This is a genomic window from Kitasatospora sp. NPDC048298, from assembly GCF_043201465.1.
In the GTDB taxonomy this organism is placed as follows: domain Bacteria; phylum Actinomycetota; class Actinomycetes; order Streptomycetales; family Streptomycetaceae; genus Kitasatospora.
The window spans coordinates 93,945-108,466 of record NZ_JBICYZ010000007.1; the positions used below are offsets into that span (position 1 = coordinate 93,945).

Genomic DNA, 14,522 nt, shown 5'->3' on the forward strand with positions numbered 1-14,522 from the left:
GGTCCGCCGCACGTCGGCGCGTCGTAGGGGGCCGTCGTGCCCGACGGGCCGTTCGGCGAGGACTCCGGGACGTCTGGGAGACTGACCCTGATGACAACTGCGAACACGACCGGCACGGCCACCCTCACCGACGGCGTACGGGCCGAGGCGACCATCGATCTCGCCGCCCTGCGCGGCAACCTCGCGGCGCTGCGCGAGCGCGTCGGCAACGCGGCGGTGATGCTCGCGGTCAAGGCGAACGCCTACGGCCACGGCGCGGTCGAGTGCGCCCGGGAGGCGGTCGCGAACGGCGTCGGCTGGCTCGGCTGCGCGACCCCGGACGAGGCGCTGGCACTGCGGGCCGCGGGCATCCGCCCCGAGCAGGCCCGCATCCTGTGCTGGCTGTGGACGCCGGGCGGCCCGTGGCGCGAGGCGCTGCGCGCGGACCTGGACATCTCGGTCAGCGGCCAGTGGGCGCTGGACGAGCTGCTGCCCGCCGTGCGCGAGACCGGCATCCCGGCCCGGGTGCACCTGAAGGCCGACACCGGCCTCGGCCGCAACGGCTGCCAGCCGCACGACTGGCCGCAGCTGGTGGCCGCCGCCCGCCGGGCCGAGGCGGAGGGACTGCTGACGGTCGTCGGCGTCTGGTCGCACTTCGCCGCGGCGGACGAGCCCGGCCACCCGTCGATCCAGGCCCAGCTGGACTCCTACCGCACCGCGCTGGCCACGGCCGAGGCCGCCGGGCTGCGCCCCGAGGTCCGGCACCTGGCGAACTCCCCGGCCGCCCTGCTGCTGCCCGAGGCGCACTTCGACCTGGTCCGCACCGGCCTGGCCGCGTACGGGCTGTCGCCGGTGCCCGAGGTGGGCTCCCCGGCGGACTTCGGGCTGCGCCCGGTGATGGCGCTGACCGCGCGGCTGGCGCTGGTCAAGCAGGTCCCCGGCGGACACGGGGTCAGCTACGGCCACCACTACACGACGCCGGGCGAGACCACCCTGGGCCTGGTGCCGCTCGGCTACGGCGACGGCATCCCCCGGCACGCCAGCGGCACCGGCCCGGTGCAGATCGGCGGCAAGTGGCGCACGGTGGCCGGCCGGGTCGCGATGGACCAGTTCGTGGTGGACCTCGGCGGCGACACCCCGGAGATCGGCGACGAGGTGCTGCTGTTCGGCAACGGCGAGCGCGGCGAGCCCACCGCCGAGGACTGGGCCCGCGCCTGCGGCACCATCTCGTACGAGATCATCACCCGGATCGGCGCCCGGGTGCCCCGCCGCTACCTGGGCGGCAGCCACACCGAGGGCCCGTCGGCATGACCGACGCACCGGCCGAGCGAGGTCCGGTCGCGGCGGTCGCCAAGGCGGCCGGCGCCGCCGGGGTGAGCCGGGCGGGAGTGATCGGGATCTCGGTCGGCGTGCTGGCGGCCGGGGCGGCCGCGGGCGTCGCGATAGAGCGGCTGACCGTCGGCCGGGCGATGCGCCGCAGGGCCCGGGCCGAGCTGGACGCGAACGCCCCGTACGGCTCGCTGCGCGGCCGTCCGCGGACGGTGGCCGCGCCGGACGGCACCGAGCTGTACGTCGAGCTGGACGGCACCGGCTGGAGCGAGCCGGACGGCGACGGCCGCGCAGCGAGCCACCGCCCGGAACCGCTGACCGTGGTGTTCTGCCACGGCTACTGCCTCAACCAGGACAGCTGGCACTTCCAGCGGGCCGCGCTGCGCGACGGCATGCGGCTGGTCTTCTGGGACCAGCGCAGCCACGGCCGCTCCGAGCGCTCCCGCTCCTACCTGGCGGGGGAGCCGGCCGGCATCGACCAGCTGGGCGGCGACCTCAAGGCGGTGATCGACGCCGTCGCCCCGACCGGGCCGCTGGTGCTGGTGGGCCACTCGATGGGCGGCATGACGGTGATGGCGCTGGCCGACCAGCACCCGGAGCTGTTCCGCGAGCGTGTCGCCGGCGTGGCGCTGATCGGGACCCTCGCCGGGGACTGGAACGACGTCAGCCTGGGCCTGCCGAAGGCCGGCGCGAAGCTGTTCAAGAAGGTCGCGCCCGGGATGGTGAAGCTGCTGGGCCGCCAGGTCGACCTGGTCGAGGCGACCAGGCGGCTGGGCTCGGACGTGGCCGCGGTGTTCTACCGGAGGTTCTCCTTCGGCGGCCGGGACGTCGACCCCGGCGTGGTGCGCTTCGCCGAGCAGCTGCTGGACGCCACCCCGATCGACGTGGTCGCCGAGTTCTACCCGGTGTTCGGGGCGCACGAGAAGTACGAGGCGCTGGTCGCCCTGCGCGGCCTGCCCGCGCTGGTGCTGGCCGGGACGAAGGACCTGCTGACGCCCTCGACGCACAGCGAGGCGATCGCCGAGCGGCTGCCCGGCGCCGAGCTGGTGCCGGCCGAGGGCGCCGGGCACCTGGTGATGCTGGAGCGCCCCGAGCTGGTCGACCACGAGCTGGCGCGGCTGCTGCGCCGGGCCGCCGGCTTCGCCGGGGCGGCGCCGCTGCCCGCGGCCGTCCTCGACCTGGCCCGGGAGCGGGCCGCGGAGAGCGTCGCCGATCCGGTGTGACTCAGGGCCCCGCCCACCGCACAGGGGCGCGCGGATGTGGCACGGTAGCGGTGGCGGCCGGTGGTCGGTGCGCCGGTACGGACCGAAGGGCAAGACACGCGCATGGGCTCGCACGCCACTCTCACCGTCCCAACCCCGGAGCGGATGGGCCGGCTCGGCCGGGAGCTGGCCGCGCTGCTGCGGCCGGGGGACCTGGTGCTGCTCTCCGGCGAGCTGGGGGCGGGGAAGACCACGCTGACCCGCGGCCTGGGGGAGGGCCTGCAGGTCCGCGGGGCGGTGACCTCGCCGACCTTCGTGATCGCCCGGGTGCACCCCTCGCTGGTCGGCGGCCCGGCGCTGGTGCACGTGGACGCGTACCGGCTGGGCGGGGACCTGGACGAGATGGAGGACCTCGACCTGGACGTCTCGCTGCCCGAGTCGGTGGTCGTGGTCGAGTGGGGCGAGGGCAAGGTCGAGCGGCTGTCCGAGGACCGGCTGGAGGTCCGGATCGAGCGTGCCATCGGTGACACCGCGGACGGCGACGACCAGGACCCGCGCCGGGTGGTGCTGACGGGCATCGGCCCGCGCTGGGCGGACGCGGCGCTGGCGGACCTCGGATAGCCGACGCGTTGCCGACACGTTGCCGACAAGCTGTCGGCAAGATGTTGCGGGCGGGGTGCCGGGCGTGGTGGGATGGGTGCTGCGGTTAGGTCTGCCTAACTAGGGAGGCGCCATGTCGAGCCCCACCCCCGTCCCGAAGCGCGCGGTCCCCGCCGCCGGGGCCGGAGACTCCGCCCGCCGCGCTCCGGGAGAGCCGATGCGGGCGCTGCTGGCCGCCTGCGCGGCCGCCGAGGCGGTGTCCACTCCGCCCGAACCCCGGCCCGGGCAGCACGAACGGCCCGAGGCGCGGACGCCCCGGGCCGCGTGAGGCCGGTCCTCCCGGGCCCTGAGCGGGCCGCCCGGATCAGGCGATCACGACCACCTTGGTGTCCTTGGGCGCGAAGTCCCAGAGCAGCTGCCCCTCCGGGCGGCCGCTGCGGATGCCGCCGGTCTTGGCGCTCGGGTCGACGGTCGGCGTCGCGCCGTCCACCGCCGCGCTGAAGCCGAACACCACGCCGTTCTGCTGCGCGAAGCGCACCACGTGCTCGATCTGCTTGCCGTCCGACCCGGTGGTGGTCTGGGTGCGGCTGTACACCGCGTAGCTGCCGGGGGCCGGCTCGACCGAGCCCGGGGTGACCGGGAAGGCGGCCGCGACCTGCGGGGTCTTCTTCGGGTCGACCAGCCAGACGTAGTGGCTGCCGATCGAGTACACCACCCGGATGCCGGTGCCCGAGACGGCGCCGGTCGGCAGTGTCGGGACGGTCGGGGTGGGTGCGGCGGTCGGCGCCGCGGCGGTGGCCGTGCCGGTCGCCGTGGTGGTGGCGGTGGGCTTGGCGCCGCCCGCCCGGTCCTGGGCGCCGTTGGCCTGGAAGGCCAGCAGGCTCACCACCGCCAGGGCCCCCAGGGTCAACCCCGTGACCACCACTCCAGGACCCATCTTCGCCACGTTGCCGCTCCCGCCGCCGTCCCTTTACGTACGGCCCCATCGTGCCAGGTTCATCCGCGCGGGTCGCAGTGCCTCGGATGTGTGTTCCTGGGTGGTACACCTTGCCGATCGGCCGGTCGGCCCAACGTCGGTCTAACCTTGACCCGTGCTGCTGCTCGCGTTCGACACCGCTACCCCCGCCGTCACCGCCGCCGTCCACGACGGCACGGCCGTTCTCGCCGAGACCCACCAGGTCGACGCCAGGCGCCACGGCGAACTGCTGCTGCCCGCGATCGACCAGGTGCTGCGGGCCGCCGGTGTGGACAAGCACCGGCTGACCGGCATCGCGGTCGGCGTCGGCCCCGGCCCGTACACCGGCCTGCGGGTCGGCCTGGTGACCGCCGCCGCGCTCGGCCACGCGCTCGGGCTGCCGGTGCACGGCGTCTGCACCCTGGACGCGATCGCCTTCCAGGCCCGCGCCGAGGGGCTGGAAGGGCAGCCGTTCACGGTCGCTACCGACGCGCGCCGCAAGGAGGTCTACTGGGCCTCGTACGACGCCGAGGGCCGCCGCACCGAGGGCCCCGGCGTGGACCGCCCGGCCGAGCTGACCCCGCAGGAACGCTCCGTCGGCGCCGGCGCGCTGCTCTACCCCAACGCCTTCCCCGGCGCCCACGGCCCCGCGCACGTCTCGGCCGGCGCGCTGGCCGGCTTCGCCGCCGCCGAACTGGCCGCCGGGCGCGAGCTGCTGCCGAACCACCCGCTGTACCTGCGCCGCCCGGACGCCCAGGTCCCCGCGGCCTACAAGACCGTTCTAGGGGGCAAGGCGGTGCTCCCGGCGTGAACCACGGCACCACCCTGCGCCCGATGCGCTGGTGGGACATCGCGCCGGTGCTGGAGCTGGAGCTGCGGCTCTTCCCCGAGGACGCCTGGTCCGCCGGGATGTTCTGGTCCGAGCTGGCCGAGTCCCACCCCGGCGGCACCCGCCACTACACCGTCGCGACCGCCCCGGACGGCCGGATCGTCGGCTACGCCGGGCTGATGGCGATCGCCGGCGAGGGCGACGTCCAGACCATCGCCGTCGACGAGCGCCACCAGGGCGCCGGCCTCGGCGCGGCGCTGCTCACCGACCTGATCCGGGAGGCCGCCCGGCGCGAGTGCGCCGAGCTGCTGCTGGAGGTGCGGGTGGACAACCCGCGCGCCCAGCGGCTGTACGAGCGCCACGGCTTCGAACCGGTGGGCATCCGGCGCGGCTACTACCAGCCCGCCAACGTCGACGCGCTGGTGATGCGCCTCGACCACCCGAGCACTGACAGCACTGACCCGAAGGACATTGAGGACACCCGCCATGGCTGACGAACCGCTCGTCCTCGGCATCGAGACCTCCTGCGACGAGACCGGCGTCGGCATCGTGCGCGGCACCACGCTGCTGGCCGACGCGGTCGCCTCCAGCGTCAACGACCACGCCCGCTTCGGCGGCGTCGTCCCGGAGATCGCCAGCCGGGCGCACCTGGAGGCGATGATCCCGACCATCCAGCGCGCGCTGGACACCGCAGGGATCAAGGCGACCGACCTGGACGGCATCGCCGTCACCGCCGGCCCCGGCCTGGCCGGCGCGCTGCTGGTCGGCGTCAGCGCCGCGAAGGCGTACGCCTGGGCGCTGGACAAGCCGCTGTACGGGGTCAACCACCTCGCCTCGCACATCTGCGTCGACCAGCTGGAGCACGGCCGGCTGCCCTCGCCGACGATGGCCCTGCTGGTCTCCGGCGGGCACTCCTCGCTGCTGCTCAGCGAGGACATCACCAGCGACGTCCGCCCGCTCGGCGCGACCATCGACGACGCGGCCGGCGAGGCCTTCGACAAGGTCGCCCGGGTGCTCGGCCTGGGCTTCCCCGGCGGCCCGATCGTCGACCGCACGGCCCGCGAGGGCGACCCGAAGGCGATCGCCTTCCCGCGCGGCCTGAGCGGCAGGAACGACCCGGAGTACGACTTCTCCTTCTCCGGTCTGAAGACCGCCGTCGCCCGCTGGGTCGAGGCCAAGCGCCGGGCCGGCGAGGAGGTGCCGATCGCCGACGTGGCGGCGTCCTTCCAGGAGGCGGTCACCGACGTGCTCACCCGCAAGGCCGTCAAGGCGTGCAAGGACAACGGCGTCGACCACCTGATGATCGGCGGTGGCGTGGCGGCCAACTCGCGGCTGCGCGAGATGGCCCAGCAGCGCTGCGACCGGGCAGGCATCCGGCTGCGGGTGCCCCGGCCGGGCCTGTGCACCGACAACGGCGCGATGGTCGCGGCGCTGGGCTCCGAGATGGTGTGGCGCGACCGCACGCCGTCCGCCTTCGACCTGTCGGCGGACTCCTCGCTGCCCGTCACCGAGGTCCACGTGCCGCACACGGACTTCCACGGCCAGGCCTACGAGGCCCTCGGCGGTGGCGCGGCATGACCGTCGCCGCGATGTGGGAGGCCCGGGCGGCCGCCGGCCGGGCGGCCGAACTCGCCGCCTGGGTAAGGGAGTCGGCGCTGCCCGGACTCCGTGGCGCGGCCGGGCTGGAGCGCCTCGAACTGCTCTCCGCCCCGGGGGAGCGGGTGCTGCTGATCGCCTGGTGGAACGGTGAGCCGGTGCCCGTCGCCGACCCGCCGGCCGAACTGCTCGGCCGCCCGGTGCACTGCTGGGCCTTCACCAGCGAGCACGTCGAGCAGCCCGTCGGGCAGCCCTCCGAGTAGTCCGTCGAGTAGCCCCCGGTCGGGAACCGCGGGCCCGGTCATTACCGTGCTTAGCTGATAGAAGGCTGAACGGGAACCGGGAGCGGCTGCGGTGATCAGGGACGGGCGGAGCAGGACCAGGACGTACGCGGTGGGGGCGCTGGCGGTGCTGGCCCTCGCCACCGCGTGCGGCAGTAACGGGAGCGGCGGCAGCGCCGCCCCGGCCGCCACGAGCGCGCCGACCGCACCCCAGAGCGCCGCGCCGGCGCCGATCGGCGCGGCCGCGACCCCCTCGGCCGGCGCCTCCACGGGAGCGGCCGCGGCGGCCTGGGCCAAGTGGAACCTCACCCCGCTCGCCCCCGCCCCGGCGCCGCCCGCCGACAAGCCGATCAAGCTCGAACGGACCGGCCCCGTACCGGTGTTCAGCGAGGTGAAGACGAGCGACAAGGTCGTCTTCATCACCATCGACGACGGAGCCGAGAAGGACCCGAAGTTCGTCGAGATGCTCACCGACCTCAAGGTGCCGATATCGATGTTCCTGACCCGGGACATCGTCAAGAACGACTACGGCTACTTCAAGCCGCTCCAGGCGCTCGGCAACCACGTCCAGAACCACACCGTCGACCACCCGGTGATGAGCAAGATCCCGGCGGAGAAGCAGAAGTCCGAGATCTGCGACGCGCAGTCCGCGCTCACCCAGCAGTACGGCACCGCCCCACTGCTGTTCCGCCCGCCGTTCGGCGACGGCGCCAACACCCCGACGCTCAACACCTCCGTCCAGCAGTGCGGCCCGCGGGCGATCGTGCTGTGGCGCGAGTCGATGCAGATCCACGACATGCAGTACCAGTCGGGGGACAAGAAGCTGAAGCCCGGCGACATCATCCTGGCGCACTTCCGCGGCCCCAAGGAGCTCAAGGGCGCCACGATGACCCAGATGTTCGGCGACCTGCTGGCCCGGATCCAGGAGCAGGGCTTCTCGGTGGCCCGGCTGGAGGACTACGTCCAGGCGCCCGCGTCCTGAGCAGCCCGTACGGGCTGCCCCAGCATCATCAGCGGTCCGTGGTCGGTGCGGCTGAGGATCACCGTGACGGTGTTCGGCCCGGAGGGCTTGAGCTGGCGGCGCAGCTCCTCCGGGGTGATCGCCATCCCGCGCTTCTTGATCACCACCGTGCCGACCGCGCGCTCGCGCAGCAGCGCCTTCAGCTTCTTGATGTTGAACGGCAGCACGTCGGTGAGCTCGAAGGCGTGCGCGTACGGGGTGGCGACCAGCTCGTCCGAGGTCAGGTAGGCGATCTTCGGGTCGATCAGCCGGCCGCCCACCTGCCCGGCCACCTCGGCCACCAGGTGGGCCCGGATCACCGCGCCGTCCGGCTCGTACAGGTAGCGCCCGACCGGGCCGGCCGGCGGGTCGGGCAGGTCGCCGCCGGTCAGGCTGGCGCCCTGCGGCAGCAGGGTGGCGCGGTGCGGGCTCGCGGCCCGGGTGCCGAACCAGAGCACCGCCTCCTTGACGTCGCCGTGGTCGGAGACCCACTCGGCCTCGGCGTCCTCGGGCACGGCCTCGTGCGGGATGCCAGGGGCCACCTTCAGGGCGCCGATCGGGGTCCGCCGGCCCGCCTCGATCGCCCAGGAGAGCGGCGGGGCGTACGCCTCCGGGTCGAACACCCGGCCGCGCGAGGTGCGCCGGGCCGGGTCGGTGAACACCGCGTCGTAGCCGGTGACGTCCACCTCGGCGACGTCCGCGCAGCGCACCTCGACCAGCTCGGCCAGGCCCAGCGCGGCGGCGTTGGCCGCGATGGCGGCGCAGGCCGCCGGGTCCTTGTCGACGGCCAGCACCTCGATGCCCGCCCGGGCCAGCGCCAGCACGTCGCCGCCGATGCCACAGCACAGGTCCGCCAGCCGCCGTACGCCGAGGTCGGCGAACCGCCGCGCCCGCCACTCGGCGACGCTGCGCCGGGTGGACTGCTCGACTCCGTTGGGCGTGAAGTACATCAGGTCGGCGTCCGCCCCGAACTTCGCCCGCGCCCGCTGCCGCAGCCGCGCCTGCCCGAACGCCGCCGACACCAGCTCCGCCGGGTGCTCCCGCCGCAGGCGCGTCGCCAGCGCCAGCTCCTCCTCGGGGGTGAACTCGCGCAGCTCGGCGAGCAGGGCCTGGCCCTCGGGGGTCAGCAGCGGCTGGAGGTTCTCGGTGTCCACGGGGCCATTCTCGCCGGTCGGCCGGGGAGGAACGCGATCACGATCGCGCCGGGCGTCGTCACCGCCACAGGACGCCCGAGGAGAAGACCGCCGGCAGCATGAGCGGGGAGAGCGCTGCGGTGACGGGGAGGAGGCGGTAGCCGGACCGCCGGGTGCGGAAGGCGACCACGAGGCCCACGGCCAGGGTGACGACCGGGGCAGCCAGCATCCCGATGCCGAGGAAGGCCCAGATGAGCCCGTCCCCGTCGTCCCCGTGGCCGGGGCCGCTGCCGAGGCAGACGACGAAGGAGAAGACGACGAACGGCAGCGCGGCTCCCAGCAGCGGCAGTGCCAGCAGGGAGAGCGCCGCGTCCTTGAGCCTGGACGGGTCGATGCGGGCCGGGATCGGAGTCATGGCAGGGAGTCTGTCGGGGCGGGCGGCGTCGCACATGAGTACGGCTACTCATCCGCGGAACCGGGGGCCCCAGGGCGCGCCGTTGGCACTCTGGTTGACTGAGTGCTAACACGGCCCTATGGTCGTCCTTGGCACTCCCCACCAGGAGAGTGCTAACGCGACGACGCGTGTCTGACCCCCGCGACGGCAGGCCCGCAGGATCGCCCCTACCCGTTAGAAAACCCCGTAATCTCCGAAGGGGAGCTCGGACGTGACCACCAGCAGCAAGGTTGCCATCAAGCCGCTCGAGGACCGCATCGTGGTCCAGCCGCTCGACGCCGAGACCACCACGGCCTCCGGCCTGGTTATCCCGGACACCGCCAAGGAGAAGCCCCAGGAGGGCGTCGTCCTGGCCGTCGGCCCGGGCCGCTTCGAGGACGGCCAGCGTCTGCCGCTCGACGTCGCCGTGGGTGACATCGTCCTGTACTCGAAGTACGGCGGCACCGAGGTGAAGTACCAGGGCGAGGAGTACCTGGTGCTCTCCGCCCGCGACGTTCTCGCGATCATCGAGAAGTAAAGACGTCCCGACCCGCCCCGGATCCGTGTCCTCCGTGACAGTGGCCCGGGGCGTGGTTGTTGGTTCACGTAGTTCGGCGGCCGGTGGGCCGGCCGCAGCCCCGAGGGAATAGGGAACATGGCGAAGATCCTGCAGTTCGACGAGGACGCCCGCCGCTCGCTGGAGCGCGGTGTCAACAAGCTGGCCGACACCGTCAAGGTGACCATCGGCCCCAAGGGCCGCAACGTCGTCATCGACAAGAAGTTCGGCGCCCCGACCATCACCAACGACGGTGTCACCATCGCCCGTGAGGTCGAGCTGGACGACCCGTACGAGAACCTTGGCGCGCAGCTCGTCAAGGAGGTCGCCACCAAGACCAACGACGTCGCGGGTGACGGCACTACCACCGCCACCGTGCTGGCCCAGGCCCTGGTCAACGAGGGTCTGCGCAACGTCGCCGCCGGCGCCGGCCCGGCCGCCCTGAAGAAGGGCATCGACAAGGCCGTCGCCGCCGTCTCCGAGCACCTGCTGTCCATCGCCCGCGAGATCGAGGGCAAGGACGACGTCGCCGCCGTCGCGTCCCTCTCCGCGCAGGACACCCAGGTCGGCGAGCTGATCGCCGAGGCGATCGACAAGGTCGGCAAGGACGGTGTCATCACCGTCGAGGAGTCGAACACCTTCGGCGTGGAGCTGGACTTCACCGAGGGCATGCAGTTCGACAAGGGCTACCTGTCGCCGTACTTCGTCACCGACGCGGAGCGGCAGGAGGCGGTCCTGGAGGACCCGTACATCCTGATCAACCAGGGCAAGATCTCCTCCATCCAGGAGCTGCTGCCGCTGCTGGAGAAGATCCTCCAGGGCGGTGCCTCCAAGCCGCTGCTGATCATCGCCGAGGACGTCGACGGCGAGGCGCTGTCGACCCTGGTCGTGAACAAGATCCGTGGCACCTTCAACGCCGTCGCCGTCAAGGCCCCGGGCTTCGGCGACCGCCGCAAGGCGATCCTCGGCGACCTGGCCGTCCTGACCGGTGGCCAGGTCATCTCCGAGGAGGTCGGCCTCAAGCTCGACCAGGTCGGCCTGGACGTGCTGGGCACCGCCCGCCGCGTGACCATCACCAAGGACGAGACCACGGTCGTCGACGGTGCCGGTGACGCCGAGGCCGTGGCCGGCCGCGTCGCCCAGATCAAGGGCGAGATCGCCGCGACCGACTCCGACTGGGACCGCGAGAAGCTGCAGGAGCGCCTGGCCAAGCTGGCCGGCGGCGTCTGCGTCATCAAGGTCGGCGCCGCCACCGAGGTGGAGCTGAAGGAGCGCAAGCACCGCCTGGAGGACGCCATCTCGGCGACCCGCGCCGCGGTCGAGGAGGGCATCGTCGCCGGTGGTGGCGCCTCCCTGGTCCACGCCGCCAAGGTGCTGGAGGACGGCCTGGGCCTGTCGGGCGACGAGGCCACCGGTGTCGCCGTGGTCCGCAAGGCGCTGCACGAGCCGCTGCGCTGGATCGCCCAGAACGCCGGCCTGGAGGGCTACGTCATCACCCACAAGGTCGCCGAGCTGGAGACCGGTCACGGCTACAACGCGGCCACCGGCGAGTACGGCGACCTGCTGAAGGCCGGCGTCATCGACCCGGTCAAGGTCACCCGCTCCGCCCTGGAGAACGCCGCCTCGATCGCCTCCCTGCTCCTCACCACCGAGACCCTCGTGGTGGAGAAGAAGGAGGAGGAGGCCGACAGCGGTCACGGCCACTCGCACGGCCACGGCCACTCGCACTGAGGCTCCGACGCCTGACCGGAGGCCCGGTCCGCGCCCCGCGAGGGGAGGCGGGCCGGGCCTCCGGCGTTCACCTTCACGCTTCAACTATCAGTAGAATTTTGCAGAATGCAAAGTTTGCCTTATAACTAAGGCATGATCGAGGCCCGCCACCTGCGCGTCCTGCGTGCCGTCGCCCGCACCGGCTCCTTCTCCGCCGCCGCCCGCGAGCTGGGGTGTACCCAGCCCGCCATCAGCCAGCAGATGAAGGCCCTGGAGAAGTCGGTGGACACCCCGCTGGTGGTCCGCTCGGGCCGCGGGATGCAGCTCAGCGAGGCCGGGCGGGTCCTGCTCAAGCATGCCACCGGAATCCTGGCCGGGCTCTCCGCGGCCGAGGAGGAGGTGGCCGCGATCGCCGGGCTGCGGGCCGGGCGGGTGCGGCTGGTCTCCTTCCCGACCGCGAGTTCCACCCTGGTGCCGCCCGCGGTCGCCCGCCTGCGGGACAGCCATCCGGGGGTGCGCGTGTCGCTGGTAGAGGCGGAGCCGCCGGAGTCGCTGGCGATGCTGCGCGGGGGCGAGTGCGAGATCGCGCTGGCCTTCCGCTACCCGCAGTCCGACGGCGCCGTCGCGCTCCCGGCGCCCGCCCACGGCACGCCGCGCGAGGCGCGGGCCGAGGCCAACCTGGAGGCGCAGCAGCTGACCGCCGGCACGGACTGGTCCGACCTGGTGGTCACCCCGCTGCTGGACGACCCGCTGGTGGGCCTGCTGCCCGCCGCCCACCCGCTGGCCGGGCAGGGTGTGGGGCTGGCCGAGCTGGCGGGGGAGCAGTGGATCGCCGGCTGTCCGCAGTGCCGGGGGCACCTGGTGGAGCTGTGTGCCGGGGCGGGCTTCGAGCCCCGGATCGACTTCGCGACGGACGACTATCCGGCGGTGGTCGGCCTGGTGGCGGCCGGGCTGGGGGTGGCGGTGCTGCCGCGGCTGGCGCTCCGGTCGGTGCGCCCTGACGGCGTGTCGACGGTGCCGGTGCGGACGGCCTCCGGGGCGCCGGCGGTGCGCCAGGTGGTCGCGCTGACCCTGCCGGACCTGGCCGAGGTGCCGGCCGTCGCGCTGATGCTGGAGCGGCTGGCGGGGGCGGCCGCCGATCGCTGACGGTGGGTGACGAAGCTGCCGTGGCGCCGCACCCAGGGTGAACTGACGGGCGTACGGTGGGCCGACAGGCTGAAGCGCCGCGAAGAAACGTTTCTTCACTGCGCTCGTAGGGGCGGGTCTAGCGCTGGGCGACCACCGGCGGGGTGAGCGGGACCTCGACCAGCCGGTGTCGTGAGCGGCCCAGCATCTCCTCGCGCTCGTCCTCGGTCATCCCGCCCCAGACGCCGTACGGCTCGCGGACCGCCAGCGCGTGCGCCGCGCACTCGGCGATCACCGGGCAGCGCATGCAGACCTCCTTGGCGCTGGCCTCGCGCGAACTGCGCGCGGCCCCGCGCTCGCCCTCGGGGTGGAAGAAGAGCGAGCTGTCCACGCCACGGCAGGCTGCGGAGAGCTGCCAGTCCCAGAGGTCCGCGTTGGGACCGGGGAGGCGGGAGAAATCTGCCATGGCTCATTCCCTTCAGAGGCTGTCGGCCGTGGGCCGGGCGTTCGGCGGGTCTGCTGCCGAGCGGTGCGGCGGGCTTCTGCACTGGTGTGGACACCTGGAAATATGACTTAAGGCAACTCCATGGACAAGTCACCCACACACTGGCACAACAGTCAATGACCATACGAAAGCTATAAAAGCGGGCATAGTGGGCAAGGGCTCCGCCGGGCGCGGGCGTGGCAATCGGGTGGCCGACGGGCGCGCGACGTGCCGAATCGGTGTGCGGGTCGTACGCCGACCGCGCGCGAGCTGCGCAAAAGTGCGGCGTGTGCACCGCGATGCGGCTGATCGGTAATGGATTGGCCACGTACAGTGGTGGAGATGGCCCCGAAGGCCGTAACTCATTCGAGTGACGGTCGTTGGAAGTGCGGAGGCGGTTAGCGGGCGCCGGACGTCGGGAACGATCGCGGGCAGGTTGGGGCGATCGCACGGAGTCTGTCGCCGATCGGCCGTGTCGGAGAGGTTCGTACCAGCCAGGAGGCTCAACGTGACGCGGATCAGCTGCGGAGGACGACGGTCATGACTTCCGTTCTCGTTTGCGACGATTCCCCGCTCGCCCGCGAGGCGCTTCGCCGCGCGGTCGCGACCGTACCCGGTGTGGACCGGGTCACCACCGCGACGAACGGGGAGGAGGTCCTCCGCCGCTGGGTGGCCGACCGCTCCGATCTCGTTCTGATGGACGTCCGGATGCCCGGCCTCGGCGGGGTCGAGACGGTCCGGCGGCTGCTGTCCGCCGACCCGGGCGCGCGGATCATCATGCTCACCGTCGCCGAGGACCTCGACGGGGTCGCGCTGGCGGTCGCCGCGGGTGCCCGCGGGTACCTGCACAAGGACGCCTCGCGCGCCGAGCTGCGGGCCACCGTCACCCAGGCCCTCGCCGACCCGACCTGGCGGCTCGCCCCGCGTCGGCTGCGCAGCCCCGACATGGGTGCCGCGCCGACGTTGACGGCGCGTGAGATCCAGGTGCTGGAGGGCATGAGCCACGGCCGCAGCAACGCCGAGATCGGCCGCGAGCTGTTCCTCTCCGAGGACACCGTCAAGACCCACGCCCGACGGCTGTTCAAGAAGCTCGGGGCCTCCGACCGGGCGCACGCGGTGGCGCTGGGCTTCCGCTGGGGCCTGGTCCGCTGACCACCGGCGGCGCCGCCGGTTGCGGCGTGCCGCCGGAGGTTCCCGGAGCGGGTCCCGCACGGGCGTGTGACGTTACGGTCCCGAGGTTGCACCATGGAGGAGTGGAGCACCTCGGGGACCAGCGGACAGGCACTGCGGCGAACCACACGGCCGCGGGA

Annotated in this window: 17 protein-coding genes; 13 read left to right on the top strand and 4 right to left on the bottom strand. The window is 73.3% G+C overall.

Annotated features, from left to right (window positions below; genetic code table 11):
- Nucleotides 1–90: 90 nt before the first annotated feature.
- The 4 genes from alr (at nucleotide 91) to ACGF0D_RS08600 (ending at nucleotide 3,438) form a co-directional block, all read left to right on the top strand.
- Complete coding sequence (gene alr, locus ACGF0D_RS08585; RefSeq protein ID WP_392914384.1) at nucleotides 91–1,290, top strand: alanine racemase; 1,200 nt, start codon at nucleotides 91–93, stop codon at nucleotides 1,288–1,290.
- Nucleotides 1,287–2,531, top strand: coding sequence for an alpha/beta fold hydrolase (locus ACGF0D_RS08590; RefSeq protein ID WP_392867293.1), 1,245 nt, complete (start codon nucleotides 1,287–1,289; stop codon nucleotides 2,529–2,531). Before alr ends, ACGF0D_RS08590 begins: the two co-directional genes overlap by 4 nt.
- 102 nt (nucleotides 2,532–2,633) lie before the next feature.
- Nucleotides 2,634–3,131: a tRNA (adenosine(37)-N6)-threonylcarbamoyltransferase complex ATPase subunit type 1 TsaE gene (gene tsaE, locus ACGF0D_RS08595; RefSeq protein ID WP_392867290.1), complete on the top strand. Its 498-nt coding sequence runs from the start codon at nucleotides 2,634–2,636 to the stop codon at nucleotides 3,129–3,131.
- Between the two features lie 112 nt (nucleotides 3,132–3,243).
- The gene (locus ACGF0D_RS08600; RefSeq protein WP_392867288.1) at nucleotides 3,244–3,438 is read left to right on the top strand and encodes a hypothetical protein; all 195 of its coding nucleotides are present in this window, start codon (nucleotides 3,244–3,246) and stop codon (nucleotides 3,436–3,438) included.
- A gap of 36 nt (nucleotides 3,439–3,474) precedes the next feature.
- Here ACGF0D_RS08600 and ACGF0D_RS08605 read toward each other — a convergent pair whose 3' ends face one another.
- Nucleotides 3,475–4,047, bottom strand: coding sequence for a hypothetical protein (locus tag ACGF0D_RS08605; protein WP_392868749.1), 573 nt, complete (start codon nucleotides 4,045–4,047; stop codon nucleotides 3,475–3,477).
- A gap of 154 nt (nucleotides 4,048–4,201) precedes the next feature.
- On the opposite strand from ACGF0D_RS08605, the gene tsaB reads away from it, so the two are divergent.
- The 5 genes from tsaB (at nucleotide 4,202) to ACGF0D_RS08630 (ending at nucleotide 7,753) form a co-directional block, all read left to right on the top strand.
- A complete protein-coding gene (tsaB, locus tag ACGF0D_RS08610) occupies nucleotides 4,202–4,876 on the top strand; it encodes a tRNA (adenosine(37)-N6)-threonylcarbamoyltransferase complex dimerization subunit type 1 TsaB (protein WP_392914385.1) in 675 nt (224 codons plus the stop codon).
- 23 nt (nucleotides 4,877–4,899) lie between these two features.
- Nucleotides 4,900–5,388, top strand: coding sequence for a ribosomal protein S18-alanine N-acetyltransferase (gene rimI, locus ACGF0D_RS08615; RefSeq protein ID WP_392868748.1), 489 nt, complete (start codon nucleotides 4,900–4,902; stop codon nucleotides 5,386–5,388).
- Complete coding sequence (gene tsaD / locus ACGF0D_RS08620; RefSeq protein WP_392867283.1) at nucleotides 5,381–6,472, top strand: tRNA (adenosine(37)-N6)-threonylcarbamoyltransferase complex transferase subunit TsaD; 1,092 nt, start codon at nucleotides 5,381–5,383, stop codon at nucleotides 6,470–6,472. Before rimI ends, tsaD begins: the two co-directional genes overlap by 8 nt.
- Nucleotides 6,469–6,753, top strand: coding sequence for a hypothetical protein (locus tag ACGF0D_RS08625; RefSeq protein ID WP_392914386.1), 285 nt, complete (start codon nucleotides 6,469–6,471; stop codon nucleotides 6,751–6,753). The genes tsaD and ACGF0D_RS08625 overlap by 4 nt, the downstream gene beginning before the upstream one ends.
- A gap of 91 nt (nucleotides 6,754–6,844) precedes the next feature.
- Nucleotides 6,845–7,753, top strand: coding sequence for a polysaccharide deacetylase family protein (locus ACGF0D_RS08630; protein WP_392867277.1), 909 nt, complete (start codon nucleotides 6,845–6,847; stop codon nucleotides 7,751–7,753).
- Here ACGF0D_RS08630 and ACGF0D_RS08635 read toward each other — a convergent pair.
- Together ACGF0D_RS08635 and ACGF0D_RS08640 are read right to left on the bottom strand one after the other, a co-directional pair.
- On the bottom strand, nucleotides 7,729–8,925 hold the full coding sequence (locus ACGF0D_RS08635; RefSeq protein ID WP_392914387.1) for an SAM-dependent methyltransferase: 1,197 nt from the start codon (nucleotides 8,923–8,925) through the stop codon (nucleotides 7,729–7,731). The genes ACGF0D_RS08630 and ACGF0D_RS08635 overlap by 25 nt on opposite strands.
- A gap of 58 nt (nucleotides 8,926–8,983) precedes the next feature.
- A complete protein-coding gene (locus ACGF0D_RS08640) occupies nucleotides 8,984–9,319 on the bottom strand; it encodes a hypothetical protein (protein WP_392914388.1) in 336 nt (111 codons plus the stop codon).
- A gap of 250 nt (nucleotides 9,320–9,569) precedes the next feature.
- On the opposite strand from ACGF0D_RS08640, the gene groES reads away from it, so the two are divergent.
- The 3 genes from groES to ACGF0D_RS08655 all read left to right on the top strand — a co-directional run bounded on the left by groES (nucleotide 9,570) and on the right by ACGF0D_RS08655 (nucleotide 12,749).
- Nucleotides 9,570–9,875 carry a co-chaperone GroES gene (groES, locus tag ACGF0D_RS08645; RefSeq protein WP_014136232.1) on the top strand — a complete coding sequence of 102 codons (306 nt, stop codon included), beginning with the start codon at nucleotides 9,570–9,572 and terminating at the stop codon, nucleotides 9,873–9,875.
- A 117-nt stretch (nucleotides 9,876–9,992) separates the two neighbouring features.
- Nucleotides 9,993–11,624, top strand: coding sequence for a chaperonin GroEL (gene groL / locus ACGF0D_RS08650; RefSeq protein WP_392867268.1), 1,632 nt, complete (start codon nucleotides 9,993–9,995; stop codon nucleotides 11,622–11,624).
- 132 nt (nucleotides 11,625–11,756) lie between these two features.
- Nucleotides 11,757–12,749 carry a LysR family transcriptional regulator gene (locus ACGF0D_RS08655; protein WP_392867266.1) on the top strand — a complete coding sequence of 331 codons (993 nt, stop codon included), beginning with the start codon at nucleotides 11,757–11,759 and terminating at the stop codon, nucleotides 12,747–12,749.
- 118 nt (nucleotides 12,750–12,867) lie between these two features.
- Here ACGF0D_RS08655 and ACGF0D_RS08660 read toward each other — a convergent pair whose 3' ends face one another.
- Nucleotides 12,868–13,194, bottom strand: a complete 327-nt coding sequence (locus tag ACGF0D_RS08660; RefSeq protein ID WP_392867264.1) for a WhiB family transcriptional regulator — start codon at nucleotides 13,192–13,194, stop codon at nucleotides 12,868–12,870.
- A 558-nt stretch (nucleotides 13,195–13,752) separates the two neighbouring features.
- Between ACGF0D_RS08660 and ACGF0D_RS08665 the strand changes: the two genes are divergently transcribed.
- On the top strand, nucleotides 13,753–14,364 hold the full coding sequence (locus ACGF0D_RS08665; protein WP_014136228.1) for a response regulator transcription factor: 612 nt from the start codon (nucleotides 13,753–13,755) through the stop codon (nucleotides 14,362–14,364).
- Nucleotides 14,365–14,522 lie beyond the last annotated feature (158 nt).

Coding starts and splice junctions, on each gene's coding strand:
- alr (WP_392914384.1), top strand. CDS start 91: ATGACAACTGCGAACACGACCGGCACGGCCACCCTCACCGACGGCGTA.
- ACGF0D_RS08590 (WP_392867293.1), top strand. CDS start 1,287: ATGACCGACGCACCGGCCGAGCGAGGTCCGGTCGCGGCGGTCGCCAAG.
- tsaE (WP_392867290.1), top strand. CDS start 2,634: ATGGGCTCGCACGCCACTCTCACCGTCCCAACCCCGGAGCGGATGGGC.
- ACGF0D_RS08600 (WP_392867288.1), top strand. CDS start 3,244: ATGTCGAGCCCCACCCCCGTCCCGAAGCGCGCGGTCCCCGCCGCCGGG.
- ACGF0D_RS08605 (WP_392868749.1), bottom strand. CDS start 4,047: ATGGGTCCTGGAGTGGTGGTCACGGGGTTGACCCTGGGGGCCCTGGCG.
- rimI (WP_392868748.1), top strand. CDS start 4,900: ATGCGCTGGTGGGACATCGCGCCGGTGCTGGAGCTGGAGCTGCGGCTC.
- tsaD (WP_392867283.1), top strand. CDS start 5,381: ATGGCTGACGAACCGCTCGTCCTCGGCATCGAGACCTCCTGCGACGAG.
- ACGF0D_RS08625 (WP_392914386.1), top strand. CDS start 6,469: ATGACCGTCGCCGCGATGTGGGAGGCCCGGGCGGCCGCCGGCCGGGCG.
- ACGF0D_RS08640 (WP_392914388.1), bottom strand. CDS start 9,319: ATGACTCCGATCCCGGCCCGCATCGACCCGTCCAGGCTCAAGGACGCG.
- groL (WP_392867268.1), top strand. CDS start 9,993: ATGGCGAAGATCCTGCAGTTCGACGAGGACGCCCGCCGCTCGCTGGAG.
- ACGF0D_RS08655 (WP_392867266.1), top strand. CDS start 11,757: ATGATCGAGGCCCGCCACCTGCGCGTCCTGCGTGCCGTCGCCCGCACC.
- ACGF0D_RS08660 (WP_392867264.1), bottom strand. CDS start 13,194: ATGGCAGATTTCTCCCGCCTCCCCGGTCCCAACGCGGACCTCTGGGAC.
- ACGF0D_RS08665 (WP_014136228.1), top strand. CDS start 13,753: ATGACTTCCGTTCTCGTTTGCGACGATTCCCCGCTCGCCCGCGAGGCG.